The sequence below is a fragment of the Coralloluteibacterium stylophorae genome (assembly GCF_018122625.2).
In the GTDB taxonomy this organism is placed as follows: domain Bacteria; phylum Pseudomonadota; class Gammaproteobacteria; order Xanthomonadales; family Xanthomonadaceae; genus Coralloluteibacterium; species Coralloluteibacterium stylophorae.
In genome coordinates this window covers 297,525-322,571 of sequence record NZ_JAGQFT020000001.1, presented here as the reverse complement: position 1 = coordinate 322,571, position 25,047 = coordinate 297,525, and the positions used below count along the sequence as shown (strand labels likewise).

General features: G+C 72.0%; 20 protein-coding genes and 1 pseudogene. 11 read left to right on the top strand and 10 right to left on the bottom strand.

Going from position 1 to position 25,047, the window contains the following annotated elements:
- The first annotated feature begins 40 nt into the window (after positions 1–40).
- Positions 41–664, top strand: coding sequence for a hypothetical protein (locus tag KB893_RS01365; RefSeq protein WP_211925847.1), 624 nt, complete (start codon positions 41–43; stop codon positions 662–664).
- Between the two features lie 102 nt (positions 665–766).
- Here the strand turns inward: KB893_RS01365 and KB893_RS01360 are convergent, their stop codons facing one another.
- The 4 genes from KB893_RS01360 to KB893_RS01345 form a co-directional block, all read right to left on the bottom strand.
- Positions 767–1,330, bottom strand: coding sequence for a redoxin domain-containing protein (locus KB893_RS01360; RefSeq protein ID WP_211925846.1), 564 nt, complete (start codon positions 1,328–1,330; stop codon positions 767–769).
- Positions 1,331–1,455: 125 nt separating this feature from the next.
- Complete coding sequence (locus tag KB893_RS01355; RefSeq protein ID WP_211925845.1) at positions 1,456–1,965, bottom strand: cytochrome P460 family protein; 510 nt, start codon at positions 1,963–1,965, stop codon at positions 1,456–1,458.
- Positions 1,962–3,017 (bottom strand): alpha/beta fold hydrolase, encoded by a 1,056-nt coding sequence (locus KB893_RS01350; RefSeq protein WP_211925844.1) that lies wholly within the window; start codon positions 3,015–3,017, stop codon positions 1,962–1,964. The genes KB893_RS01355 and KB893_RS01350 overlap by 4 nt, the downstream gene beginning before the upstream one ends.
- Before the next feature lie 95 nt (positions 3,018–3,112).
- Positions 3,113–3,847, bottom strand: coding sequence for an SDR family NAD(P)-dependent oxidoreductase (locus KB893_RS01345; RefSeq protein ID WP_211925843.1), 735 nt, complete (start codon positions 3,845–3,847; stop codon positions 3,113–3,115).
- 281 nt (positions 3,848–4,128) lie between these two features.
- Between KB893_RS01345 and KB893_RS01340 the strand changes: the two genes are divergently transcribed.
- The 7 genes from KB893_RS01340 (at position 4,129) to KB893_RS01310 (ending at position 13,905) form a co-directional block, all read left to right on the top strand.
- The gene (locus tag KB893_RS01340; RefSeq protein WP_211925842.1) at positions 4,129–4,926 is read left to right on the top strand and encodes an alpha/beta fold hydrolase; all 798 of its coding nucleotides are present in this window, start codon (positions 4,129–4,131) and stop codon (positions 4,924–4,926) included.
- A gap of 99 nt (positions 4,927–5,025) precedes the next feature.
- Positions 5,026–5,766 (top strand): response regulator, encoded by a 741-nt coding sequence (locus KB893_RS01335; protein ID WP_211925841.1) that lies wholly within the window; start codon positions 5,026–5,028, stop codon positions 5,764–5,766.
- Complete coding sequence (locus KB893_RS01330; RefSeq protein ID WP_211925840.1) at positions 5,763–7,106, top strand: sensor histidine kinase; 1,344 nt, start codon at positions 5,763–5,765, stop codon at positions 7,104–7,106. Before KB893_RS01335 ends, KB893_RS01330 begins: the two co-directional genes overlap by 4 nt.
- Before the next feature lie 152 nt (positions 7,107–7,258).
- Entirely contained in the window at positions 7,259–9,220 is a 1,962-nt protein-coding gene (locus KB893_RS01325) for a TonB-dependent receptor domain-containing protein (protein WP_211925839.1), read from the top strand.
- Positions 9,221–9,224: 4 nt separating this feature from the next.
- Positions 9,225–13,100 carry a cobaltochelatase subunit CobN gene (gene cobN / locus KB893_RS01320; RefSeq protein WP_338026829.1) on the top strand — a complete coding sequence of 1,292 codons (3,876 nt, stop codon included), beginning with the start codon at positions 9,225–9,227 and terminating at the stop codon, positions 13,098–13,100.
- Positions 13,097–13,573 (top strand): MotA/TolQ/ExbB proton channel family protein, encoded by a 477-nt coding sequence (locus tag KB893_RS01315; protein WP_211925838.1) that lies wholly within the window; start codon positions 13,097–13,099, stop codon positions 13,571–13,573. The genes cobN and KB893_RS01315 overlap by 4 nt, the downstream gene beginning before the upstream one ends.
- Complete coding sequence (locus KB893_RS01310; RefSeq protein WP_211925837.1) at positions 13,573–13,905, top strand: DUF2149 domain-containing protein; 333 nt, start codon at positions 13,573–13,575, stop codon at positions 13,903–13,905. Before KB893_RS01315 ends, KB893_RS01310 begins: the two co-directional genes overlap by 1 nt.
- 70 nt (positions 13,906–13,975) lie before the next feature.
- On the opposite strand, the gene KB893_RS01305 is transcribed toward KB893_RS01310, so the two are convergent.
- From KB893_RS01305 to KB893_RS01285, 5 genes are all read right to left on the bottom strand, one after another.
- Positions 13,976–14,350: a MerC domain-containing protein gene (locus KB893_RS01305; RefSeq protein WP_211925836.1), complete on the bottom strand. Its 375-nt coding sequence runs from the start codon at positions 14,348–14,350 to the stop codon at positions 13,976–13,978.
- Positions 14,351–14,417: 67 nt separating this feature from the next.
- Entirely contained in the window at positions 14,418–15,128 is a 711-nt protein-coding gene (locus KB893_RS01300) for a superoxide dismutase (protein WP_211925835.1), read from the bottom strand.
- Between the two features lie 18 nt (positions 15,129–15,146).
- On the bottom strand, positions 15,147–15,374 hold the full coding sequence (locus KB893_RS01295; protein WP_211925834.1) for a hypothetical protein: 228 nt from the start codon (positions 15,372–15,374) through the stop codon (positions 15,147–15,149).
- Entirely contained in the window at positions 15,371–15,997 is a 627-nt protein-coding gene (locus KB893_RS01290; RefSeq protein ID WP_211925833.1) for a thioredoxin-like domain-containing protein, read from the bottom strand. The genes KB893_RS01295 and KB893_RS01290 overlap by 4 nt, the downstream gene beginning before the upstream one ends.
- Positions 15,972–18,086, bottom strand: a complete 2,115-nt coding sequence (locus KB893_RS01285; RefSeq protein ID WP_213173333.1) for a TonB-dependent receptor plug domain-containing protein — start codon at positions 18,084–18,086, stop codon at positions 15,972–15,974. Before KB893_RS01285 ends, KB893_RS01290 begins: the two co-directional genes overlap by 26 nt.
- Before the next feature lie 168 nt (positions 18,087–18,254).
- Between KB893_RS01285 and KB893_RS01280 the strand changes: the two are divergent.
- Positions 18,255–19,589 (top strand): annotated as a pseudogene (locus tag KB893_RS01280) (GTP-binding protein).
- Between the two features lie 127 nt (positions 19,590–19,716).
- Here the strand turns inward: KB893_RS01280 and KB893_RS01275 are convergent.
- The gene (locus tag KB893_RS01275; RefSeq protein WP_211925831.1) at positions 19,717–21,630 is read right to left on the bottom strand and encodes a CocE/NonD family hydrolase; all 1,914 of its coding nucleotides are present in this window, start codon (positions 21,628–21,630) and stop codon (positions 19,717–19,719) included.
- 940 nt (positions 21,631–22,570) lie between these two features.
- Between KB893_RS01275 and proB the strand changes: the two genes are divergently transcribed.
- Together proB and KB893_RS01265 are read left to right on the top strand one after the other, a co-directional pair.
- Positions 22,571–23,725, top strand: a complete 1,155-nt coding sequence (gene proB, locus KB893_RS01270) for a glutamate 5-kinase (protein WP_211927859.1) — start codon at positions 22,571–22,573, stop codon at positions 23,723–23,725.
- Positions 23,726–23,747: 22 nt separating this feature from the next.
- Positions 23,748–25,031, top strand: a complete 1,284-nt coding sequence (locus KB893_RS01265; protein ID WP_211927858.1) for a glutamate-5-semialdehyde dehydrogenase — start codon at positions 23,748–23,750, stop codon at positions 25,029–25,031.
- The last annotated feature ends 16 nt before the right edge of the window (positions 25,032–25,047 follow it).

Here is a 25,047-nt window from a genome sequence, read left to right as displayed (position 1 = left end):
CACCGGAGCATCGTCCGCGCACACGGCACCAGGAGACGACATGGGCGCATCGATCCACCGCACGGGCTCCGACCCCTGGCGTATGCAGCGCCTGGTGGTGGCGGCCGCGCTGGCACTCGGGCTGGCCGCCTGTTCGAGGGAGCCGGAATCGGTGGCGCCGGCCGCCGCGTCCATGGACACAGCGGACCGCGGCTCGGCATCGGCCGCAGGCGAGGGCCCCGGAGCCGCAGCGACACGACACGCACCGGCGGAGCCCGAACCTGCCGCGGGCGCGACCACCGGCGGCGACGGTTCCGGGATCCGCCTGGACCCGCTGCAGGCCGACGACATCCGCGCGGCCGCGCTGCCCGGCGAACTCGGCTGCAGCTTTGCCGACGAGGACGGCGCGGTGCTCCTGATCGCGATGGGCGACGCGGCCTCCGACGCCGCGGCCCGCGGCGCGATCAAGCCCGGGGGCGAAATCGCGCCGATCGCCGCTCCCGGCGGCTTCGACGCGCTGGTCGACGGCGGCTCGTTCGAGGGGCAGGGCAGCAACGTCCGCATCGAGCCCACCGGCCCGGCCACCGGAGGCGGCGAATCCCCGCCGCGGCCGGCGACGCTGACCTACGACCGGGCCGACGGCGCCCGTCGCACCATCGCCGGGCGCTGGACCTGCGGCCCCTGAGCCGACCTGTCCGTCCGCGCGCGCGCCCGGCTGCGGGATCGCGCGGACACGGCCGGCCCGCTGTGGGCGGAAGCCCCGGTTCCCGGCGGGCCTGGCGCGGGTTCATTCCCGGGATGCGGGGTGCGCCGGTCCGTCCGACAACAACTGGCGGATCCTCGCCTCGGTCTCCGCGTAGCCGCCTTCGCCGACACGGCGGTAGACGATGTGCCCGTCCTGGTCGATGAGGTAGAGCGCCGGCCAGAAGCGGTTGCCATAGGCGTGCCAGGTCCGGTAGTCGTTGTCCTGCGCGACGGGGTAGGCAACGCCGAAGCGCTCGACCGCCGCCTGCAGCGCGCTGGCGCTCCTCTCGGAGTCGTACTCGGGCGTGTGCACGCCGACGACGACCAGGCCATGCCCGGCATAGGTCTCGTGCCAGCGGGCGACGTGCGGCAGGACGTGGATGCAGTTGATGCAGGAGGAGGTCCAGAACTCGACCAGCACGACCCTGCCGCGCAGCCCGCGCAGGGTGAGCGGCGCGCTGTTGATCCACCGCTCGATCCCGACGAACTCCGGCGCGACCGGCGCGGACGAGGCAGGTGTCGGTTCGGCGGGGTCGGCCTGCGCGGCGGGCGAGCAGGCGGCTGCGCAGAGGCAGGCCGCCAGCAGGGTGACGATCGCTCGGATCATGGTCGTTGCATCCTGGGATGGGCGAAGGCCGGCCTCGCGTGGCGCCCGTACGGCGGCCGCATCCAGGGGCGATGGCCCGGGGCGTGGCGCGTGCCGGTCGCACGGGGAGGGCGCGCGCCGCCGGGTCACGGCGCCAGCCGGGTGAATACGTAGTCGCGGTCGGCGACGCGTGCCGCATGGCAGGCATGGCAAGTGCGGTGCTGCGCCTCGTCGACCGGACGACCGGCGACGAAGCGGCCATAGCCCCAGCCGCCGGTGTCGCCATAGCGCCGGGAGTCCTTGACCATGACCTGCACGGTGGTCGCCGCACCCGGGACGGAGGCGGGTTCGAAGTCCGGCGATGGCACATGCGTCCAGGCCAGCTTCACCAGCACCGTGCCGTCGGGGAACGGGCGGGTGCCGTCGCCATAGGCGCGGAGCGCGACCGGGTTGCCGAGCACCACGCGCAGTTCGTCCAGGGGCGCGGCTTCCTGCGCCGGTGCGACCAGCGGCCACTGGCGGTAGCCCTCGGGCAGTTCGACGCCATAGACGGGCGCGGCGCGCCCGCGCCCGGCGTCCGCGCGCACGGCGGCGGCGCCGGCGACCAGGCAGGGCACCAACGCCGCCAGCGAAAGGGCGGCAAGGATCGGCTTCATGGCCCGTGCTCCCGTGTGGGTCCGGCCAGCCGGCTGGCATCGACGACCGCCTCGACGAATGCCGCGGGATCCTCCTGCGGCGGATTGTGTCCGACGCCGCCGGAAAACAGCCGGTGCTCGTACCTGCCGGTGAACTTGCCGGCGTAGCTCTCCGGCAGCGGGTGCGGCGCGCCGTTGGCGTCGCCTTCGATGGTGATCGTCGGCACGTGGATCGTCGGCGCCTGGGCCAGCCGCGCCTCCAGCGCCGCGTACTTCGCCTCGCCGTCGGCGAGGCCGAGGCGCCAGCGGTAGTTGTGGACGACGACCGCGACATGGTCGGGGTTCTCCAGTGCCGCGGCGCTGCGCGCGAAGGTGGCGTCGTCGAAGGCCCACCGCGGCGAGGCGAGCTGCCAGATCTGGCGGGCGAAGTCGTGGGTGTAGCGCGCATAGCCGTCGCGGCCGCGGTCGGTCGCGAAGTAGTACTGGTACCACCACTGCAGCTCGGCCGCGGGCGGCAGCGGCCTGCGTCCGGCCGCCTGGCTGCCGATCAGGTAGCCGCTGACCGAGACCAGGGCATCGACCCGCTCCGGCCACAGTGCCGCGACGATGTCCGCCGAACGTGCGCCCCAGTCGTAGCCGGCGAGGGTGGCATGCTCGATCCCCAGGGCGTCCATCAGCGCGACCAGGTCCGTGGCCAGCGCCGCCTGCTCGCCGTTGCGCGGCGTGTCCGGCGAGAGGAAGCGCGTGGAGCCGTGGCCGCGGAGGTAGGGCACGATCACCCGGTAGCCGCGCGCAGCCAGGGCGGGCGCGACCTCCGCATAGCTGTCGATGTCGTACGGCCAGCTTTGCAGCAGGATCACGACCCGGCCCTCGGCCGGGCCGAGGTCCGCATAGCCGACGCTGAGGTCGCCGGCCTCGACCCGCCTGTCCGCAATCAGCGGGCCATGCGGCGCGGCCGTTGCGGGCGCGACGGCGGCCGCGCAGGCGATGAGCAGGGGGGCGGCGAGCAGCCAGGGCGCGGAGCGCCGGGCGTGGGGCGGGCCGCTGCGGTTCGAGGCGGGGGGCGTGCGCATGATCGGTCTCCTGGAATCGGCCGGGGTGGCATGAGGGAAGGGTGCGCGGGCGCGAGGACGGGCTGGAGGGCAAGGCGGCCGGCCGCGCTGCGGCGCTAGATCGAGAAGCCGCCGTCGAGGGTGAGGCTGACGCCGGTCATGTAGGCGGCGTCGTCGCTGGCGAGGTAGGCCGCCAGCGCGGCCACCTCGTCCGGCCGGCCGACCCGCTGCAACGGGCTGCGGGCGGCCAGCATCTCCAGCCTGCCGGCAGTGATGTCGGTCTCGACCGGGCCGGGCTGGATGTTGTTGATGGTGATCCCGCGCGGGGCCAGTTCCGGGGCCAGCTCGCGGACGAGGGTGGCGACCGCGGCCTTGGTCATCGCATACACGCTGCTGCCGGAGCCGCCGCCGCGCACCGCCACGTTGCTGCCGATGGTGATGATCCGGCCTCCGTCGCGCAGCCGGCGCGAGGCGGCCTGCACCGCCACGAACACGCCGCGCACGTTGACCGCCAGCATCCGGTCGAGCGTCTCCAGCCGGACATCCTGCAGTGGCGCGGCGTGATAGATGCCGGCGTTGACCACCGCGACCTGCAACGGGCCGATGCCCGCCACCGTCGCGTCGACGGCGCCCTCGATGGCGCCGGCGTCGGCGCTGTCGGCGCGGATCGTCATGGCATGGCCACCGCCGGCGCGGATGGCGGCGGCGACCGCCTCCGCCTGGTCGGGTCTCGACACATAGGTGAGCGCGACGCCGAGGCCGTCGCGCGCCAGGCGCGTGGCGATGGCGGCACCGATGCCGCGGGAGCCGCCGAGGACGAGTGCGGCGGGTGATGTGGGGGAACCGTGCATCGCGTGGACTCCGTGGACGGCAGGGGCCGGCGACGGCGCTGCCGGACCGGGCCATTCCGCCTCCGCCAGGTATCCGGGAGATGTCCCGGCAGGCCCGGATTCGTCATCTAAATCGCGCTGGCCGGCGCCGGACACGTTGGGATACGCGGCCGGCCGATTGGTAACGAAACGTCGTCATCGCACCGCGGCAGCACGCGCCGATACAGCGCGGGCGGCCTGCGGACATGCCGGCGATACGCGGCGCGGCTGCAATGGCGCTCCCGAACCCGAGGAACTTTCCCATGCTGCGCACCACCACCCTGGCCCTGCTGCTGGCCGTCTCGCCGCTCCCCTCCATCGCCCACGCCCGCAGCCATCCGGTCGACCCCGACGCTCCGACCGTGGTTCTGGTCCACGGCGCCTTCGCCGACGCCTCCAGCTGGGACCAGATCGTCCCGCGCCTGCAGGCCTGGGGCGTGCCCACCGTCGCCGTGCACAATCCGCTGACCGCGCTCGCCGACGATGTCCAGGCCACGCGCGAGGCGATCGCCGCCGCGCCCGGCAAGGTGGTGCTGGTCGGCCACTCCTGGGGCGGCACCGTGATCACCCAGGCGGGCGACGACCCGAAGGTGAGCGCGCTGGTCTACGTGGCCGCGTTCGCCCCGGACGTCGGCCAGACCTCGGCGCAGCAGGGAGCGGGATTCCCCACGGCGCCGGGCCTGCTGGCGCTGCAGGATCACGATGGCTTCCTGTCGCTGTCGCCGGCGACCGTGGCCGAGGACTTCGCCCAGGACCAGACGCCCGCCGTCGCGCGCGACCTGTACGAGATGCAGGTGCCGCTCGCGGCATCGGCGCTGGACGAGCCGGTCACCGCGGCGGCCTGGCGGACGCATCCCAGCTGGTACGTGATCTCGCGCCACGACCGCATGCTGGCGCCGCAGCTGCAGGCCGCGACCGCGCGACGCATCGGTGCCCGCGTGACGTCGCTGCCGTCCAGCCACGTCTCGCCCCTGTCCGCGCCGCGCGAGGTCGCCGAGGCGATCCTGGAGGCGGCGGGGCTGGACGCGCCCGCCGCCTCGCCAGCGGACCTGGGCGGCTGAGGGATCCGAAACGGCACCCCGGTGCAGGCCGCACCGCACCGGGGCGACTACCATCGCCCCGGCAACGCGGGCTGCGGCCCTTCGACGGAGCCAGGCAAGATGTCCCATATCGACCACGTCCTCGTCGTGGACGACGACCGCGACATCCGCCAGATGGTCGGCGCCTACCTGCAGCGCAACGGGCTGCGGACGACGCTGGCCGCGGACGGACGCGAGATGCGCGCGGCGCTGGAGACCAGCGACGTCGACCTGGTCGTGCTCGACGTGATGATGCCGGGCGAGGACGGCCTGTCGCTGTGCCGCAACCTGCGCGCCGGCAGGCACCGCAGCGTGCCGGTTGTGATGCTGACCGCGCGCGACGACGAGACCGACCGCATCATCGGCCTGGAGATGGGCGCCGACGACTACGTGGTCAAGCCGTTCTCGTCGCGCGAGCTGCTGGCCCGCATCAACGCGGTGATCCGGCGCACGCGGATGCTGCCGCCCAACCTCCAGGTCAGCGAGGCGGCACGCCTGATCGGCTTCGGCCGCTGGCGCCTGGACACCACCGCGCGGCACCTGGTCGATGCCCAGGACACCGTGCATCCGCTGAGCGGCGCCGAGTTCCGGCTGCTGCGCGTGTTCGTCGACCATCCGCAGCGGGTCCTGAGCCGCGACCAGCTGCTCAACCTGACGCAGGGCCGCGACGCCGCGCTGTTCGACCGCTCCATCGACCTGCTGGTGAGCCGCCTCCGCCAGCGCCTGGGCGACGACGCCCGCGAGCAGGCCTACATCAGGACCGTCCGCAGCGAGGGCTACGTGTTCTGCCAGCCGGTGGTGCTGCTCGGCGAGACGCCATGAACGCGGCGACAAGCGCGGCGCGCCTGCGCATCCTGCCCCGTACCCTGGCGGTGCGCCTGGGGCTGATCCTGCTGGCGGGGCTGCTGCTGGCGCAGGCGCTGAGCGTCGCGCTGCTGTTCCACGAGCGCAGGGTGACGACCAGCGCCATGATGCTGACCAACCTCGAGGAGGACGCGGCGGTGAGCGTCGCGCTGCTGGAGCGCCTGTCGCCGTCCGAGCGTGCGCAGTGGCTGCCGCGGCTCCAGCGCAGGACCTACCGCTACCTCCTGCGATCCGCGCAGCCGGGCCGACCGCTGGACAACGAACGCGCGCGCCGGGTCACCGCGCTCATCGGCGATGCGCTGGGCCGGCGCTATGCGCTGCGCCCGCGCGCCGTGTCCGCGTCGCCGGAGCGGTACGAGGTGGAACTCACGCTCGCCGACGGCCAGCCGCTGACCATGGAGGTGACCCCCGCGCCGCTGCCCCTGGCGCAGTGGCTGCCGTGGATGCTGCTCGCGCAGGCGACGCTGCTGCTGGGGTGTGCCTGGCTTGCGGTGCGGCTCGCCACCCGCCCGCTGGCCCGGCTTGCGGATGCGGCCGAACGGCTGGACCTCGGCGGCACGCGCAGCGTCCCGGTGCCCCACGCGCCGCGCGAGGTCGCGGCCGCGGCGCGCGCGCTGAACGCGCTGCAGGCGCGCATCGCGGCCCACGTCGCCGAGCGCACGCGGATCCTCGCCGCCATCTCGCACGACCTGCAGACGCCGATCACCCGCATGCGGCTGCGCCTGGAAGCGCTGGACGCCAGCGATGCGCAGGCGCGGCTGCTCGAGGACGTGACCCGGCTCGGGCAACTGGTGAAGGAGGGCGTCGACTACGCGCGCAGCGGCAGCGCGACGAACTCGCCGATGCTGCGCGTGGACCTGCAGGCTTTCCTCGCCAGCGTGGCCGGCGACTATCAGGACGGGGGCAGGGCGGTGCACACGGGCGAGCGCCTGGATGCCCGTGTGCGAACCCGGCCGCAGGTGTTGCGCCGAATCGTGCAGAACCTCGTCGACAATGCACTGCTCTACGGCGGCGGCAGCGCGAGCCTGCATCTCCGGCAGGCCCGCGACGGCGCGATCCGCATCGATGTCGAGGACCGCGGGCCGGGCATCCCCGAGGATGCGCTGGAGGACGTGTTGCAACCATTCCACCGGCTCGAGACATCCCGCGGCCGCACCACCGGCGGCACCGGACTCGGTCTGGCCATCGCCCAGCAGCTCGCCGGCACCCTCGGCGCGACCCTCGCCCTGACAAACCGAAGCGGCGGCGGCCTGCGGGCGACGCTGATCCTGCTGCCGCGGGACGACTCGGAGGTGTGATCCCTGGCAGCGCCGACGGATCCGCATCGGCGGGCTCGACGCCGGGAGCGGCGTCCGCTCCCGCGGCGGACCGGATGAGGGAATCGACGGGATGCGTTGCGAAGTGAAGGACAGGTGATAGTATGAGTTACGTTATAACCTAACTATCACTTATGACGCTGCAGCAAACGCTCACCCTTCCCCCTGGAATCCTCGCAGCCGCTCTTTCCGCCGTCTTCACTGCACCCGCCACGGCGGTCGCCGACGAGAGCGCCGTCGTCCTCCCGCAGACCGTCGTCACCGCCACGGCGACGCCGCGTGCGCTCGCCAACGTTCCGGCTTCGGTGACGGTGATCGACCGCGAGGAACTCGAACGTCGGCCCGTCGCCGACCTGGCCGACGCGCTCCGCGGTACGCCTGGGGTGACGCTGACCGGCGTCGGCTTCGGTCGACGTGGCATCCGCATCCGCGGGATGTCGTCCGACTACACGCTCACGCTGATCGACGGGCGCCGCATCACGCCGTCGGCGGGCGCAGTCGCACATTCGGATTTCGACCTCGGCTGGGTGCCGGTCGAAGCGATCGAGCGGATCGAGGTCGTGCGCGGGCCGATGTCGTCGCTTTACGGCTCCGAGGCCCTCGGCGGCGTGGTGAACATCGTCACCCGCAGCTCGACCGACGCCTGGAAGGGCAGCGTTCTGCTCAACGGCGGCGTGCGCGACGACGGCCGTGGCGGCGAGAACCACCAGGCGGCGTTCTACGCCGGTGGCCCACTGCTGCCGGGCGTACTCGGGATCAGCGTGTACGGCGAGGAGCGGCGCCGCGAGGACATGCCGTCGGCCGCCAATTCCGCGGTTTCCGACCAGGAAGGCCGCGACGGCCGCAGCGGCCGGGTGACGCTGTCCTGGACTCCGGACGAGGCCCAGCGCATCGATCTCGACGTGCTGCGCGGGCGGGAGTCGCGCTGGCGCGGGGCGGAGCAGGCGGGTGCGAGGCCGTACACCTACCTGTGGGGCGACGACATCCAGCGGCGCCAGGACTCGCTCACGCACCGCGGCACCTGGGGCTGGGGCGACACCCAGGTCCGCGCCTACCGGACCGTGCTGGACCGCCAGAACCGCCGCTCGCAGGGCACGGTCTCTGCGCCGCAGACGCTGCGCGAGGACACCTTCGATGCGCGCGCCACTGCCGACCTCGGTGCCCGCCACCGTGTCAGCGTCGGCGGCGAATGGCGCGACGAGCGCCTCACCGACCAGAGTGTCGACGCTGACGGCTTCGCGCGCATGCAGCACCGCGCGGTCTTCGCCCAGGACGAGGTGACGCTCGGGCGCGCGTGGTCGCTGGTGGTCGGCGACCGCCTCGACGACCACGAGGTGTTCGGCACCCACCACAGCCCCCGCGCCTACGTCGTCGCCACGCCCTCGGCGGACTGGACGATCAAGGGTGGCGTCGGCCGCGGCTTCAAGGCGCCGACCCTGAAGCAGCTCTCGCCGGAGTACAGCGCGGTCGCCGGCGGCGGCATGTTCACCATCCTGGGCAATCCGGATCTCCAGCCCGAGGTCGGCACCACGTTCGAACTGGGCACGGAACACACGCAAGGCCCGTGGACGCTGCAGGCCACGGCGTTCCACAACGATCTTCGCGACCTCATCCAGACGATCTGCATCGCGGCCTGCGGGATCCGCGGCAGCGACACGCGCACCTACGTCAACGTGGAGGAGGCGGAGATCCGCGGTGTCGAGCTGACCGCCGGGCTGGACCTGTCCGCGCAGTGGCGCTTCGACGCCAACTACACCTGGCTCGACGGCCGCGACGTCAGCAACGACCGCGAGCTGGCCGAGCGCGCGCGCCACAGCGGCTACGCGGCGCTCGAATGGCGCCCGGTCGACGCCTTCGATGCGCGGGTGCGCGGCGAGTACGTCGGCAGCCAGGTGCAGTACAGCGGCGACACCGCCGTCGGCCTCGACCCCTACCTGCTGTGGTCGCTCGACCTGCGCTACCGGGCGACCGATGCGCTGACGCTGCGCGGCGGGGTCGAGAACCTGACCGACGAGCTGCGCGAGGACACCGCCGCGCTCTACCCGTACCCCGAAACCGGGCGGGCCTACAGCGTCGGCCTGATCTACAGCTTCTAGAACCGTGCGGCGAACTCTGTCCAGGGGCATCGCGATCCTGTGGCTGCTGCTCGCCTGCCTGCTGCCGCAGGTGGGCGCGGCCGCCGACGGGGCGCGCATGGCAATCGTCGCCACCGACTTCGTCCTGCCGGAAAAGAGCGAACGACTCGCCGCGTGGGGCGAACCGCTCGGCGTCGAGGTGCTGCGCTGGTCGCCCGCCGACGCGGCGGCGGCCGACTGGGACACGATCGACCTGCTGCTGCTGGACGTACCGCGTCCGTCGGACGCACGCCGCGTGGATGCGGCGATCGGCGACAGGTTGCGGGCCGGCGGCACGCCCTGGTTCCGCGTCGGCGGCGGCCCGCCGGCCGCGGGCGGTCTGCCGGCGCCGGTCTGGCGGCGCTTCGCCGGCTATTACGCCGGCGGCGGGCGCGACAACTACACGCACCTGCTCCAGGCGGTGGCGCGCTGGCGCCGCCGCGAGGCGATCCTCGACCTCCCGCCGCCGCGCGCGATGCCCCGGACCGGTTACTACCATCCCGCCGCCGGCGCTCCGTTCGGCGAAGCCGGCGCCTATCGTGCATGGATGCAGGCGCACGGAGGCGGCACGCGCCCGCGCATCGGCCTCATCGTCTCCGCCGGAAGCGTCGCCGGCATGCAGACCGCGGCGGTGGATGCCGTGGCCGCGGCGCTCGAGGCGCGCGGCCTGGCGCCGGTGCCGTTCTGGTTCGAGGCCGGCGATCCACGCGGACTGCAGGCGGCACTCGACGGCTTCGAGATCGAGGCGCTGGTCAACATGACCCACCTCCAGGGCGGCCGCGCCCGCGCCGACGAGCTGCGCGCGCTCGACGTGCCGGTGCTGCAGACCATGGGTACGCGCATGGCACCGGAGGACTTCGCCAGCGCCGAGTCGGGCATCGCCCAGGCGATGGTGGCGCCGTTCCTGACCCAGCCCGAGTCGTGGGGGCTGGTCGATCCCATCGTGATCTCGGCGGTCGAGGAGGGGCGCGAGGTGCCGATGCCCGCCCAGGTCGGCGCGCTGGCCGACAAGCTCGCCGCGCTGCTCCGCCTGCGCCACGCCGCGCCCGCGGAGCGGCGCCTCGCGCTGATGGTCTGGAACTACCCCGGCGGCGAACGCAATTTCTCCGCGTCCAACCTCAACGTGCCGCGCAGCATCCTGCGTGTGGCCGCGGGTCTCGCCGGCGCCGGCTACGACGTGCCGCCGCTCGAGGAGCACGCGTTGATTGCCGACGCCCAGGCGATGCTGGCGCCCTTCCATCGGCCGGAGACGCTCGATGCGCTGCTCGCCGGGGGCCGCGCCGCGCTGCTGCCGGTGGCGCGCTACCGCGCCTGGCTCGATGCGCTGCCGGCGGCGCGGCGCGAGGCGCTGCTGGCGGAGTGGGGTACGCCGGAGGACGCGCCGGAGGTGCGAATGGTCGAGGGCGAGCCGCAGTTCGTCGTCCCGCGCGTCGCCTACGGCAACCTGCTGCTGCTGCCGCAGCCGCCGCGCAGCCGGGTGGTCGGCGCCGACACCCACGACACCGCGCGCATGCCCGACCACGCTTACCTGGCGACCTACCTGTGGCTGCGCGAGGAAGGCATCCACGCGTTGCTGCACTTCGGCACGCACGGCACCCAGGAATGGACGCCGGGCAAGGACCGCGGGCTCGCCGCGGACGACGTGCCCTGGCTCGCGGTCGGCGACCTGCCGGTGTTCTATCCCTACATCCAGGACAACGTCGGCGAGGCGATGCAGGCGCGCCGTCGCGGCCGCGCGACCGTCATCAGCCACCAGACGCCGGCGTTCGCACCGTCCGGGCTCTACGACGAGCTCCGCGACCTGCATGCGCTGGTGCACGAGTGGATGCAGGCCGAGCCCGGGCCCGCGCGCGGGCGCACGGCGCAGGCGATCGTCGACGCCGCGCAGGCCGCCCACCTCGACGCCGACATCGGCTGGGATGCGCCCGGCATCGAGGGCGACTTCGACGGCTTCATGGCCGCGCTGCACGACCACCTGCACGTGCTCGCGCGGTCGGTGGTGCCACTCGGGCTGCACGAGTTCGGCAGTCCGGCCACGCCCGAACATCGCCTGGTCACGGTGATGCAGCAGCTCGGGAACGACTTCTACACCGCCGCCGGCGCCGATCCGGAGGAAGTGCTGGCAACCGAATCCGAACGGCTGGTCGACAGTGCGCCGTATCGACTGCTGGAGCGCCACCTGCGCGACGGCGCACCGCTGCCCGGCGACCCCGGCCTGCGTGGCTTCCTCGAGCGGGCGCGCGAGCTGGACCGGCACCTGGCCGAGCCGGGCGAGATGGAGGCGCTGCTGGCGGCCTTGGATGGCCGCTTCGTGCCGCCAGGCTCCGGCGGCGACCCGGTCCGCAACCCGGATGTGCCCAGCGGCCGCAACCTCTACGCCTTCGAAGCCGACAAGCTGCCGACCCGCGCCGCCTACGAGGCCGGCGGAGCCGCGCTCGAGGACCTCCTCGCGACCTATCGTGCGGAACACGGCGGCACGCAACCGCGCAAGCTCGCGGTGAGCCTGTGGTCGTCGGAGGCGATGCGTCACCTGGGCGTGCTGGAAAGCCAGGTGCTGCACGCGATGGGCCTGCGTCCACGCTGGGACGAGGGCGGCCGGGTCGTCGGCCTGGACATCGTCCCGCAGGCGGAGCTCGGCCGGCCACGCATCGACGTCGTGGTGCAGGTGACGAGCGTCTACCGCGACCAGTTCGACGCCTTCATGCGGATGCTGGCCGCGGCGGTCGACGAGCTCGCGGCACTGGACGAGGCCGGGAACCCGATCCATCGCAACGTCCTTGCGGTGGCGCAGACGCTGGAGGCCGGAGGCATGGACCGCAGGGCCGCGCACCGGCTGGCGCGCCTGCGCCTGTTCGGCAGCGCCCCGGGCAGCTACGGCAGCGGCCTGTCGGCGGCGGTGAAGGATTCGACCGCGTGGGACGAGGAGTCGGCGCTGGCCGAGGGCTTCCTCGACAGTCAGCAGTACGCCTTCGGCACCGAGGACTGGGGCGTGACGCCGGCGGACGCCGGCGGCAGCGGCAACCTGCTCGCTCAGCAGCTGCGCGGCGTGGAGGCGGCGCTGCTGTCGCGCTCGTCGAACACGCACGGACTGCTCTCCACCGACCATCCCTTCGAGTACCTCGGCGGCCTGTCGCTGGCGGTGCGCAGCCTCGACGGCGCCAGCCCCGCGCTGTACGTGGCCGACCTGCGCAGCAGCACGCCGCGCACCCTGGGCACGGCGCGCTTCCTCGGCGAGGAACTGCGCACGCGTGCGCTCAATCCGCAGTGGATCCGGGCGATGCAGGCCGAAGGCTACGCCGGCACGCTGCAGGTGGTGGACGCGGTGGACAACCTGTTCGGCTGGCAGGTGACCGATCCCGCCAGCGTCCGTGCCGACCAGTGGCAGGCGATGCACGACACCTTCGTGCGCGACACGCGCGGGCTCGACATCGACGCCTGGTTCGAGGAGAGCAATCCGGCGGCGCAGGCGCAGGTGGTCGACCGCCTGCTGGAAGCGGTCCGCAAGGAGTACTGGACTGCCGACGCGCAGACCCTGCGCGAACTCGTGGCGCGGCGCCAGGCGCTGGATCGGATGCCCGGCGTGCCCGCCGCCGCGGATGCGACCCGGGCCTTCGCCGAGGCGGCCGCCCGCGGCTTCGGCCTGGATGCGGCAGCGTCGCCTCCGCCGCCCGCGGCAGCCGGCGCCGCCACGGACGCCGTTCGCGGCCAGGTGCTCGAGGAGGTCGGTGCCGCGCCCGCAGCACCCGCGCCGTGGCCGCTGGCCTTGGTCGCCTTGCTGGCGCTGCTCGCCGGCGGCGGCGTGGCGCAGCACCGCACCAACGCCCGCTCCCCCCCACCAACTTCGCTGGAACGCTCCGCATGAATGGCCTGGAAGCATTGCTCTATCAGCTCGCGCACGTCTTCCTCGTGCCCGTGCTGATCCTGATCCTGGCCGCCCTGGCCTACGCCTTCGTCGTCCTCGGCGCCTTCCTCGTCGAAGCCTGGCAGCGTCACCGCGGCACCCACCGCTCGCGGCTCGCGGCGTTCGCGGAGGAGGGCGCGTGGGCCAGCGACGACCTGGAGCTGTGGATCATGCGCAGGCTCGAATGGCTGCGCGTGGTGTCGCGCTCGGCGCCGATGCTGGGCCTGGTCGCGACCATGATCCCGATGGGCCCGGCGCTGCTGGCGCTGACCCGGAGCGATGCCGCCGGCGTCGGCGAGAACCTCGTCGTCGCCTTCTCGTCCGTGATCCTGGCGCTGATCGCGGCGAGCATCACCTTCGTCGTGCAGACGGTGCGGCGGCGCTGGCTGCTGCAGGAGCTGCGTGCGGTCGAGCACAAGCGCGGAGCGCTCTGATGCGCTTCCTGGACAACGACGAGAGCGACGACCCGATCCTGTCGGTGGTGAACCTGATCGACCTGTTCCTGGTGGTGATCGGGATCCTGATGATCGTCATCGTGCGCAACCCGCTGAATCCGTTCACCAGCGACCAGGTGACGGTGATCGAGAACCCGGGCGAGGCCGACATGCGCATCACCATCAAGGACGGCGAGACGCTGACCCGCTACGAAGCCAACAGCCAGATCGGCGAAGGGCAGGGCGCGCGCATGGGCGTGACCTACCGCCTCGCCGACGGACGCATGGTCTACGTGCCGGAAGAAGGCGACGAGCAGCCGTCGCCGCAGTAGCGCCCTTGGAAGCACCGGCGTGTGCGGATGCCGCCAGCGCCGCCACCTGGCGCAGCCTCCGCTCACCGGCTCAGTGCCGATGCCGCCTCGACCAGTTCCACACGTGGGCGCTGGCGAGCATCAGGCTGCCGGCGACGGTCAGGGGCGTCTCCCACTCGTGCGCAGGCCAGCCGAGCGCACCGAGCACCAGTCCCAGCAGCCCGGCCGCGGCCAGCGCGCGCAGTGCGGCCGGCAGCCGATGCTGCCGGTGCGAGCGCCAGAGGGCGGAGCTGGTCAACGGCACCGCGATGGCGACGAACAGGATGTGCACCCACTCCGCCTCCGCCCAGGCTCCGAACAGCGGCAGCGCCGCCGCGAGCAGGGGCAGCGCCAGGCAGTGCACCAGGCACAGGCCCGACAGGGCGACGGCGGAAGCGTCGAAGAGGGCGATGCGATGACGTGTCATTTTCGGTTCCGGAAGCGGGCCCTGCGCCGGCCGCGCGCTGTGCGGCCGGCGCGGACGGTGGATCGGATCAGGAGCGGGCTTCGTCGAAGCGACGGTTGACCTCGTTCCAGTTGACGACCTCCCACCACGCACCGACGTAGTCCGGGCGGCGGTTCTGGTACTGCAGGTAGTAGGCGTGCTCCCAGACGTCGAGCCCGAGCAGCGGCTGGCCCCGCTGCGCGGCCACGTCCATCAGCGGGTTGTCCTGGTTGGCGGTGGTGGTCACCGCGAGCGTCCCGTCCGGCTGCAGGATCAGCCATGCCCAGCCCGAGCCGAACACGCTGCCGGCAGCCTTGTCGAAGGCCTCGACGAAGGCCTGGTGCGGGCCGAAGTCGCGCTCGATGCGTGCCTGCAGCTCGGCCGACGGCTCGCCGCCCTCACCGGCCGGGGCGAGGTTCCGCCAGAACAGGCTGTGGTTGTAGTGGCCGCCGGCGTTGTTGCGGATGGTCGCGTCGTGCTTCGACACGTTCGCCAGCAGCGTGTGCAGCTCGACGCCGGCGAGATCCGGCAGGTCGACGATGCGCGCGTTGAGCTTGTCGACGTAGCCCTGGTGATGGCGACCGTGGTGCAGGCGCATGGTGTCGGCGTCGATGGCCGGGGCGAGTGCGTCCTCGGCGTAGGGCAGCGGGGGCAGGGCGAACGGCGCGGTCTCCGCCGGATCGGCGGCGTGGGCGAGCGGCAGGGACGCGAGCAGCGCGAGGGCAAGGGGGCGGGCAGTGTGGAACAGGGTGCGCAACATGGGATGGCCTCTCTTGGGTCAGGGGCGTGCGGCGGATTCGGCCAGCGCGCGCCGGAACCAGCCGACGACGCGCTGCCGATGCGGATCTCCCCACCGCTGCACGAGCTGCTGGGTGTGGAAGTCGCGCGGGTCCTCCAGCGCCGCAATGCGTCGCTGGACGTAGTCGCCGTCCAGGCGAAGCCCGCAGTCGACCTGGACGCAGTGGCGCCAGGCTTCGTAGCTGTCGGGGACGATGCTGTCTCTCATCGACGCGTCTCCTGGAGTGGGACTGGGAGTGGGGGTGAGGGCGGGGATGCGACATCCGGCGCGGACGTCCCGAGCGCATCGATCCAGGTCCGCAGCACAGGTTCGAGCCCGAGATAGCGACGGCCCTGCCAGCCGCTGGCGAGGACCCGGCCGTCGCGATCGAGCACGACGAGGTTCGGCGGCGCCGGTCCCGCCAGCCTGGTCACCGCAGGCAGGACGCGCAGCCTGCGGAAGTCGACCGCCGGCCAGGGCATGCGCTGCAGGCGCATGTAACGGCGCATCTCCGGCTCCGATTCGTCCAGGCTCACGTACACCACCTCGGTGTCGGCGCCGGCGTCGCGCAGCGCCGCGCGGATCCGCCGGAGCTCGGGCACGAAGGCATGGCAGGGCCCGCACCAGTCGGCCCCGAAGTACAGCGCCACGATCTCCGGCTCCTGCTCCCAGGCGAACGCTTCGAACCCGTGCTCGGTGGGGACCACCAGAGCGTTCGCGATCGCGTCGCGGAGGCCGGGCTGCTGCGCATGGATCGCCGCGCAGGGCAGCGCCAGCACGAATGCCAGCCCGCGGGCCAGGCGCCGGCGCGCACGGTGCGGGCGCTCAGAAGCTGTAGCGCAGGCTGGCATAGAACGAGCGCGCGAAGCGCGGCCCATAGACGTAGTCGCTGTCGCGGCCGGCGCCGCGTTCGAGGTCCTCCTGGCGCTCGTCGAACAGGTTGCGCACGCCCATCGACAGGTCGAGGCCGGCGCCGTCGTCGTCGTGGAAATGCCGGGTCGCGCCGAGGTCGGTGACCCAGAACTCGGGCGTGCGGTTGAGCGTGCCGGTGTTGTTGTTCAAGGCGAGCATCGTCCCCGTGTACTTGAGGCCGAGATAGGCGTCCCAGTCGGCATTCGGCGACCACGTCGCCTGCGCCACGCCGCTCCAGCGGGGCGTCTTGAGGTAGTCGCGGGTCGCGATGACGACGCCGCCATCCCCGCCTTCGTCGTAGATCACCTGGGGTGCATCGAAGCGCGAGCGGTACCACGCCGCACCCGCGGTCAGGCGCAGCGTGGGGCTGGCCTGCCAGCCGAGGTTGGTCTCGACGCCGGCGACCTGCGAACCGGACGCGTTGCTGCGCACCTGGTACAGCGAACCGTCCGCGCCGGTCTGGACTTCGCCGAGCACGAAGGCGTCGCGCAGCTCGGTCAGCGACACCGTGGCGTCCCACATCCAGCGCGGATCCGCGGGGTCCGAGCGCCAGTCCAGGCTGAGCATGCCGGTCACCGCACGCTCCTCGGAGAGGTCGTCCGCATTGCGGATGCGGATGGGCTCCGCACCGAGCGTGTCGACGTGCAGGTCCTCGCTGAACACCTCGGGCGCGCGGAAGCCGGTGGAGATGCCTGCCCGCAGCTTGAGGTTGGGGTTGGCCTGGAAGGCCAGGGCGACGCGTGGCGAGACCACCGGATCGTCCAGGGTCGAGCTGCGGTCGCCGCGCAGGCCGAGGACCAGGTCCACCGCCTCCGACACCGTCCATTCGTCCTGCACGTAGAGGCCGAGGTTGGAGAAGCTGTCGTCGGTGGCGACGCGCAGGGTGATTCCGGTCGCGTCGCGGTTCTCGTCCTCGACCGCCTCGTGCCTGTACTGCAGGCCGAAGGCGAGCGCGTGTGCGCCGCGGCGCCAGTTGAACTGGCTGTCGACGTAGTGCAGCGGGTTCTCCGTGTACCCGTACTGGTCGAAGGCGGTCGCCGCGGCGCTGCCGGGGACCGCCGGGTCGAGCTGGGACGGGTCGTAGCCCGCTTCGTCCGGATCGGTCACGACCTCGCCCAGGCCGCCATAGAAGCTGTCGCGCTCGATGTAGGCGAAGGCATAGCCCAAGCTGAAGTCGAAGTCGTCGCTGACGATCTGGTCCCACCGCAGTCCGCCGCGGTGGTAGCGGGTCTCGATCGCCTCGGCGATGTTGGCCAGCCACTCCGGCTGGTCGAGGCGATTGCCGCCGCGCCGGTCCTCGTGGGTGAACTGGTAGTTGACGCGCAGCGTGCCGGTGTCGGTCGGGCTGTACCAGCTCTGGAACCCGAGCACCTGCTGCTCCTTCTCGGCGATCTCGCTGTAGCCGTCGCCGTTGAAGTCGATCGCGTCGTTGCTGGAGGCCTGTCCCACCACCGCCAGGCCGAAGCGCCCGTCCCCGGAGACGAGGTCGGCGCGGCCGTCCAGGTTGTGCTGGGCCACGTCCTTCTGGGACTCGATGCCGTAGCGCACGAACCCGCCATTCTCCCGCGGCTGCTGCGGCACCAGGTTGATGACGCCCGCCACCGCGCCCGGCCCGTAGAGCGAGGAGCCGCCGCCCTTGACCACCTCGACGGTGTTGATGAAGGCCGCCGGGATCTGCTCGAGGCCATAGACGCTCCCCAGCGTCGACAGCAGCGGCGTACCGTCGAAGAGAAGCTGGTTGTAGGCACCCGGCAGGCCGAGCAGCTGCGCCTCGGAGGTGTTGCAGTTCTGGCAGTTGCTCTCCACGCGCAGGCCGTTGATCAGGTCGGCGGCCTTGGAGAAATCGAGCGCCGCGCGCAGCTCGATGTCCTGCGCACGCAGGACTTCCGTGCGCACGGGGACGTCCGAGAGCAGCCGCTCGGTGCGGGTGGCCGTGGTGACGCTGACTTCCACCGCATCGAGACGCGCCGGCGGATCGTCCGCGGCGTAGGCAGGAACGCCCAGCAGCGATGCCGCCGCGGCGGTCATGGAGACGGCGACGCTGCGATGGAGGACGGGTGGGGTGGGGACATGCGCATGCGGTGGTGCGGGTTCCGGATGAGAACTGAAGAACTGCTATGTTATATCAATAACTATTCAGGCGGCACCACCTTCCATGCGGTGCCGCCACGCCCGCCAGCCCGTCAAGGAGTTCCCATGCTGCAGTCCGCATCCGCGCCGGCCCCCGGGCCGCTCCCGGTCACCGTCCTCTCCGGATTCCTGGGGGCGGGCAAGACGACGCTGCTCAACCACGTCCTGCGCAACCGCGAGGGGCGCAAGGTCGCGGTGATCGTCAACGACATGAGCGAGATCAACATCGACGCGGCGTTGCTGCGCGAGGGCGGGGCGGCGCTGAGCCGTACGGAGGAGGCGCTGGTCGAGTTCAGCAACGGCTGCATCTGCTGCACGCTGCGCGACGACCTCATGACCGAGGTCCGCCGGCTGGCGGGGGAGGGCCGGTTCGACTATCTGCTGATCGAATCCACCGGCATCTCCGAGCCCATGCCGGTGGCGGCCACCTTCGCGGTGCGCGACGAGCACGGCTTCAGCCTCTCCGACATCGCGCGCCTGGACACCATGGTGACGGTGGTCGACGGCGTCCGCTTCGTCGACGACTTCTGCTCGGCCGAGCGCCTGGCCGACCGCGGGCAGCAGGCCGGGCCCGAGGACGCGCGCGCGATCGTCGACCTGCTCGGCGACCAGGTCGAGTTCGCCGACGTCATCGTCGTGAGCAAGTGCGACCTGCTCGCGCCGGAGAAGCTCGCGCTGACCAAAGCCATGCTGCGCGGCCTCAACCGCGACGCGCGGATCGTCGAGGCGCGCAACGGCGACGTCCCGCTCGGCGAGATCCTCGACACCCGCCGCTTCGACTTCGTCCGCGCGCAGTTGGCGCCGGGCTGGATGAAGGAGCTGCGCGGCGAGCACACCCCGGAGACGGAGGAGTACGGTATTTCGAGCTTCGTCTTCCGCGCGCGGCGGCCGTTCCACCCGCAGCGGTTCGGCGAGCTGCTGCAACGCGGGTTCGAGAGCGTGATCCGCAGCAAGGGCTTCTTCTGGCTGGCCTCGCGCATGGACTGGGTCGGCGAGCTCGCCATCGTCGGTGGTTCCATCCAGACCCAGGCCGCGGGCTTCTGGTTCGCGGCCCGTCACCGCGTCGATGCCGGCGACCTCGACGAAGCTCCCGAACCGCTGCCGCGCACGCTCGCGCCGCTCACGGAGCTGGGCTGGCGCCGCCGCGACGCCGCCCGCTGGACCGCGCCGCCGCCCGGCCCGGACGACGTCCGCGACGCCGGTGAGTACGCCGCGATCCGCAGCCTCTGGCACCCGCTGTGAGGCGACCGCCGGCAGGAGTTCGCGGTCATCGGCATCGGCCTGGACGAGACGTCCGTCCGCGCCCACTTGCAGGACTGCCTGCTCACCGATGACGAGATGCTGGCCGGCCCCGACGCCTGGCGCGAACTGCCCGACCCGTTCCCGGCGTGGCGGCGGTGAGGCGCGGGCAGGGCGCTCAGGGCCTCCTGAGGAGGGGGCGTTCGGGAGGGGACGCGCCGCAAGGACGGCGCCACGGCTCATCGACCCTGCCGGAGCCCCGGTGGCAGCGGCGGGTCCGCCCATCGCGTCATTCCGCCACCGGCAACACCACGGCGCTGGCCCTGTCGCCTCCGAACCAGATGCTCTGCGTCGCCGCGCGGTAGTCGCCCGGCTTCGCATACATGATGTTCTCGACATAGGACTGCGGGTTGCGGTCGTACAGCGGGAACAGCGTCGACTGCACCTGCACCATGATCCGGTGGCCGGGCAGGAACACGTGGTCGACGTTGGGCAGCGTCCAGCTGTAGCGCTCGACCTTGCCGGGCTCCAGCGGCGCAGGCTGCGCGAAGCTCTGGCGGTAGCGTCCGCGGAAGATCTCGATGCCGATGGGCAGCTCGAATCCCGCCATCGAGGGCTTCGCCCCCTGCGAGGCATCCTCGGGAACGTCGTTGGGGTAGACGTCGATGAGCTTGACCACCCAGTCGCTGTCGGTCCCCGTGGTGGCCGCGAACAGCTGCACCTCGGGCGCGCCCATGATGTGCACGGCCTCGTCGAGCGGCGCACTCGTCCACACGGCCACGTCGGGGCGTCCGCTCGCGAACCGCTGGTCGTGCACCAGCCACGGCTTCCATTGCGTCGGGTCGCCCATGTCGATCGGCCGCGGCAGGAACGGGACCGGCTTTGCCGGGTCGCTGATGTAGTCCTCGTGTCCGCGGGTCTGCGGCTTCGCGAACGTGGCCACGCCCCCGTCGGCCAGGTAGAGCGGCCTCGGCGATCCGACCGGCCAGCGCTGCGAGATGTTCCACCGGTTGGCGCCGGTGGCGTAGGTGAGCACCGGCGGCGTCTCCGGATCAGGACCGCTCCTGAGCCAGTGATCGAAGAACGGCTTGGCGTACTTCACCCGCCATTCGTGCGCGGTGTCGCCGGTGAAGGTGAGCGCACCGAGATCGTAGCCGTAGTGGTTGAAGCCGGAATGGCGCCATGGGCCGATCACCAGGGACACGCGGTCGTTGTTGGTGTCCTTCGGCTCCAGCGCGCGATACACCGCCGGCGCGCCGTAGCTGTCTTCCTGGTCCCACTGCCCGACCACCAGCATCGTCGGCACCGTATGCGGCCGCGCCGCCAGCCACCTGTCGACCGCCTGCAGGGACCAGAACTCGGTGTAGGCCGGATTCTCCAGGAACTTGCGGATGCCCGGCACATGCCCGGCGCCGACCTGCGCCACGAAATCGCCGACCGATCCGGCTTCCAGGTAGCGCGTGTAGTCGTCGCCGCCGCCGACCGGGAACTCGCCGCCTCCGTTGCCCTTGTTGAACCCCTGGCTCAGCGGGAAACCGAGCGAGCTGATGCGGAAGGCGCCGTTGTGGAACCAGTCGTCGCCCATCCAGCCATCGACCATCGGGCTCTGCGCGATCACCGCCTTCAGCGCGGGATGCGGATCGATCAGCGTCATCAGGGCGGTGAAGCCGAGGTAGCTCGAGCCGATCACGCCGACGTTGCCGTTGGCTTCCGGCGTGTTCCGCACGAGCCACTCGATGGTGTCGTACGCATCCGTCGACTCGTCGATCCCGGTGTCGTTCAAGGGCCCGGCGAGCGGGCGGTTGAGGATCCACTCGCCCTCCGACCGGTGCATGCCGCGGATGTCCTGGTAGACGCGGATGTAGCCGTCCTCGACGAACTCCGCATCCATGACCTCGAGCACGTCGACCAGGTGCTGGCTGTGCTCGCGTCCGGTCTGGCCGCTCGCGTTGTAGGGCGTGCGCGAGAGCAGGATCGGGGCATCGGCCGTGCCCTTCTTCATCAGCACGACCGTGAACAGCTTCGTGCCGTCGCGCATCGGCACCATGCTCTCGCGCCGGATGTAGTCGGCGGAGGGCAGGATCTGCTCGTAGCTGTCGACCACGTCCGGCGTCATCGGCGTGACGCGGGCGGGCCCCTGCGCCGCAACCGATGCTGCAAGGCCTGCCGCGACGGCAGCGACGACGATCCGAAGACATCTCATTGTGGTGACCCCTGTGGCTGGCGATGCATGGCGGTGGACGAGCGGCTCGTGCGCGGGCCGGGCGCCCGGCAATCCAGCGCGAGGGGTCATGGATCGCCCCAGGAGCCCGTGGTGGCCCCGCCTGCGTCGACAGCCGACACGCCCGGGTAGGGTGCCGGCAGCTACGTTACTATGTAACGTCATTCTTTGCTGGCGACTTTAGATCGCACGCGATGCAGCCAGCTTCCACTAGTTCGCATAATGTATATTATGTAAAGATGCTGGCGACATCCTCCACAATGGCCTAGAAATCAGCGCGTTGGCACGTCGTTGAGAGGTCTCCTAGTGACAGAGACCCGTGATAACACACGCTTATGGTGTTGCCGGGCACGGCAGCGGTCGGCTCCCGGCGCCGCACGACGAGTGCTGGGCACTTCGTCCACGACCTGGTGACGCGGCGCATGTCGGCGGACACGCCCTGGACGGCGTCGACATCAGCGAGCTGAAGGTGCCGCCGACTCGCCGGGCCGTTCGCGCCGGCTGCGGGCGCGCGTCTCCTTTGCGCTGTTTCGTGCCGCAGCGGCCCGCGCGCCTGGGGCACCCGCTCGCCGGCAGACCCGCTGCAGCATTGCCGCGTGGCGCGCCTCTGAAACATCGGTAAATCCACCAAAAATCATCCAACTACGTTCATCGTGCCGGTCCGGATTTGGGTGACAGGCGTCGATTTGCTAGGATGTGCAGCCTCCGGAGCCGACCTGCGACTTCCGCTCCCGCCTCAGAGCAGGTCCTCGGCCCCCAAAAACCAGGCGCGCGATCGAGCCTGCTCTCGCGCCGCACTGCGCTGCTGATCTGCTTCCCCTTTCGCCGATCGTTTGCGTACCGGACTCCTCCGGGCACCGCAGGCCGGTCCGCGTCCGCACGTTCCGTGCGCGCTCGTCTCCGCAACAAAAGGAACCAGTCGATGTCCGCTTCTGCCGTCCCCACCGCGCCCCACCCGTTCCCGGCCCAGACGCTGGCGCCCTGGCGGCGGGCCGTGATCAAGGTGGGCAGCAGCCTGCTGACCGATGGCCGCGGCGCGCTGGGCACGCACAATGCCGCTGCGCTGGCGGCGTTGATCGCGCGGTTCCGGGCGCAGGGCCGCGAGGTGCTGCTGGTGTCCTCGGGCGCGGTGGCGGCCGGACGCGGGCTCATGGCGCGCCGGCGCGGCAGCCTGGTCCAGCGGCAGGCGCTGGCCTCGCTGGGACAGACGCCGATGCTGGCGCTCTGGCAGGGCCTGGTCGAACAGCCGGTCGCGCAGGTCCTGCTGAGCCACGACGACATGCGCAACCGCCGTCGCTACCTCAACGCCCAGGCCACCCTGCAGGAACTGCTGCGCAGCGGTGCGCTGCCCATCGTCAACGAGAACGACACCGTGGCCGTCGACGAGCTCAAGCTGGGCGACAACGACAACCTGGCGGCGGCGGTGGCCGCGCTGGTCGATGCCGACATGCTGTTCATCGCCACCGACACCCACGGTCTCTACACCGGCCATCCCACGCGCGACCCGTCGGCACGTCCGCTGCCGCGCGTGGAGGCGATCACCCCGGAGATCATGCGCATGACTGCCGGCGGTGCCGGCCGCCTGGGCACCGGCGGCATGGCCACCAAGCTGGAGGCGGCGGGCAAGGCGGCCTCGGCCGGCATCGACACCGCGCTCTTCTGCGGCCACGACGCACGTGCGCTCGAGGCCCTCGGCGCCGACCGCCTGCACGGTACGCTGATCCCCGCCCACGGCGAGCGCCTGCTGGCGCGCAAGCTGTGGCTGCAGCACCAGCCCGGCTGCCGCGGCCGCCTGCGCATCGACGAGGGCGCCTGCCGTGCGATCCGCGAGCGCGGCGCTTCGCTGCTGCCGGGCGGCGTGGTCGCGGTGGAGGGCGATTTCAGCAGCCGCGCCGTGGTCGACCTGGTGGGGCTGGACGACCGCCGCGTCGGCCGGGGCCTCGTGCAGTACCACGCCAGCGACCTGCAGCGCATCGCCGGCCGGCACAGCCAGGAGATCGAGACCGTGCTCGGCTTCCACAATGGCCATGCGGTGGTCCGCCGCGACGACCTGGTGCTGATGCACCGCGCCGCCTGACCGCACCGATCCAGGAGTTCCCATGTCCGCAGACACCCCCAGCTACATCCGCGGCCTCGCCACCCGCGCCCGCGCCGCCTCGCTCGCCATCGCCGCGCTCGATGCCGGGCGCCGCGCGGCGCTGCTCGAGGCCATGGCGGAATCCGTCGCTGCCGGCCGCGCCGGCATCCTCGAGGCCAATGCGCGCGACATGCAGCGCGCACGTGAGGCCGGCACCACCGGGGCCATGCTCGACCGCCTGGCGCTGGACGACGCGCGCCTGGACGGCATCGTGCAGGCGATCGGCGAGATCGCCGCCCTGCCCGACCCGGTCGGCCAGGTCACCCGCAGCGAGACCCATCCCAACGGCATGACCGTGGAGAAGGTGCGCATCCCGCTGGGCCTGATCGCGATGATCTACGAGGCGCGGCCCAACGTGACCGCGGATGCGGCCGCGCTGTGCCTGCGCGCCGGCAACGCCGTGCTGCTGCGCGGCGGCTCCGAGGCGCGCGAGAGCAACATCGCCATCGCCCGCTGCCTGCATTCCGCGCTGGCGCGGTTCGGCCTGCCGGCCGAGGCCGTGGCGCTGGTCGAGGACACCGCGCGCGAACACGTGCTGGAACTGCTGCAGCTCACCGACCTGGTGGACCTGGCCATCCCGCGCGGCGGCGAGCGCCTGATCCGCTTCGTCGCGGAGAACGCGCGCGTGCCGGTGATCAAGCACTACAAGGGCGTGTGCCACCTGTACGTGGATGCGGCCGCGGATCCGCTCCTGGCGACGCGGCTGGCGGTGGACGGCAAGCTGTCGCGGCCGGGCGTGTGCAACGCGCTGGAGACGCTGCTGGTGCATGCCGACATCGCGCCCGACTGGTTGCCCGGCGCGCTGCAGGTGCTGGTCGAGCGCGGCGCGGAGATCCGCGGCTGCGAGCGTACGCGAGCCCTGTTCCCCCAGGCGAAGGCGGCCACCGACGACGACTACGACGCCGAGTACCTCGCGCCGATCCTCGCCGTGCGCGTGGTCGATTCGCTGGACGCGGCCGTCGCCCACATCCAGCGGCACACCTCCGACCACACCGAAGTCATCTGCACGCGCGACGACGCCGCGGCCGCAGGCTTCGTCGCCGCGGTGCGGAGTTCCGCGGTGATGGTCAACGCCTCCTCGCGCTTCAACGACGGCGGCCAGCTCGGCCTCGGCGCGGAGATCGGCATCTCCACCACGCGCCTGCACGCCTATGGCCCGATGGGCCTGGAATCGCTGACCATCGAGCGTTGGGTGGTGCGCGGCAACGGCCAGGTCCGGCATCCGGAGTCCGGCCAGGCGGCGTGAGCCGCGCGCCGCACCA

What these genes read in the sequence shown, in the direction of transcription:
- KB893_RS01360 (WP_211925846.1), bottom strand. Translation starts at nt 1,330, where the DNA reads ATGATCCGAGCGATCGTCACCCTGCTGGCGGCCTGCCTCTGCGCAGCC.
- KB893_RS01300 (WP_211925835.1), bottom strand. Translation starts at nt 15,128, where the DNA reads ATGTTGCGCACCCTGTTCCACACTGCCCGCCCCCTTGCCCTCGCGCTG.
- KB893_RS01305 (WP_211925836.1), bottom strand. Translation starts at nt 14,350, where the DNA reads ATGACACGTCATCGCATCGCCCTCTTCGACGCTTCCGCCGTCGCCCTG.
- KB893_RS01330 (WP_211925840.1), top strand. Translation starts at nt 5,763, where the DNA reads ATGAACGCGGCGACAAGCGCGGCGCGCCTGCGCATCCTGCCCCGTACC.
- KB893_RS01350 (WP_211925844.1), bottom strand. Translation starts at nt 3,017, where the DNA reads ATGCGCACGCCCCCCGCCTCGAACCGCAGCGGCCCGCCCCACGCCCGG.
- proB (WP_211927859.1), top strand. Translation starts at nt 22,571, where the DNA reads ATGTCCGCTTCTGCCGTCCCCACCGCGCCCCACCCGTTCCCGGCCCAG.
- KB893_RS01365 (WP_211925847.1), top strand. Translation starts at nt 41, where the DNA reads ATGGGCGCATCGATCCACCGCACGGGCTCCGACCCCTGGCGTATGCAG.
- KB893_RS01295 (WP_211925834.1), bottom strand. Translation starts at nt 15,374, where the DNA reads ATGAGAGACAGCATCGTCCCCGACAGCTACGAAGCCTGGCGCCACTGC.
- KB893_RS01345 (WP_211925843.1), bottom strand. Translation starts at nt 3,847, where the DNA reads ATGCACGGTTCCCCCACATCACCCGCCGCACTCGTCCTCGGCGGCTCC.
- KB893_RS01275 (WP_211925831.1), bottom strand. Translation starts at nt 21,630, where the DNA reads ATGAGATGTCTTCGGATCGTCGTCGCTGCCGTCGCGGCAGGCCTTGCA.
- KB893_RS01265 (WP_211927858.1), top strand. Translation starts at nt 23,748, where the DNA reads ATGTCCGCAGACACCCCCAGCTACATCCGCGGCCTCGCCACCCGCGCC.
- KB893_RS01310 (WP_211925837.1), top strand. Translation starts at nt 13,573, where the DNA reads ATGCGCTTCCTGGACAACGACGAGAGCGACGACCCGATCCTGTCGGTG.
- KB893_RS01355 (WP_211925845.1), bottom strand. Translation starts at nt 1,965, where the DNA reads ATGAAGCCGATCCTTGCCGCCCTTTCGCTGGCGGCGTTGGTGCCCTGC.
- KB893_RS01315 (WP_211925838.1), top strand. Translation starts at nt 13,097, where the DNA reads ATGAATGGCCTGGAAGCATTGCTCTATCAGCTCGCGCACGTCTTCCTC.
- KB893_RS01290 (WP_211925833.1), bottom strand. Translation starts at nt 15,997, where the DNA reads ATGCCAGCCTGCGCTACAGCTTCTGAGCGCCCGCACCGTGCGCGCCGG.
- KB893_RS01340 (WP_211925842.1), top strand. Translation starts at nt 4,129, where the DNA reads ATGCTGCGCACCACCACCCTGGCCCTGCTGCTGGCCGTCTCGCCGCTC.
- KB893_RS01285 (WP_213173333.1), bottom strand. Translation starts at nt 18,086, where the DNA reads ATGACCGCCGCGGCGGCATCGCTGCTGGGCGTTCCTGCCTACGCCGCG.
- KB893_RS01325 (WP_211925839.1), top strand. Translation starts at nt 7,259, where the DNA reads ATGACGCTGCAGCAAACGCTCACCCTTCCCCCTGGAATCCTCGCAGCC.
- KB893_RS01335 (WP_211925841.1), top strand. Translation starts at nt 5,026, where the DNA reads ATGTCCCATATCGACCACGTCCTCGTCGTGGACGACGACCGCGACATC.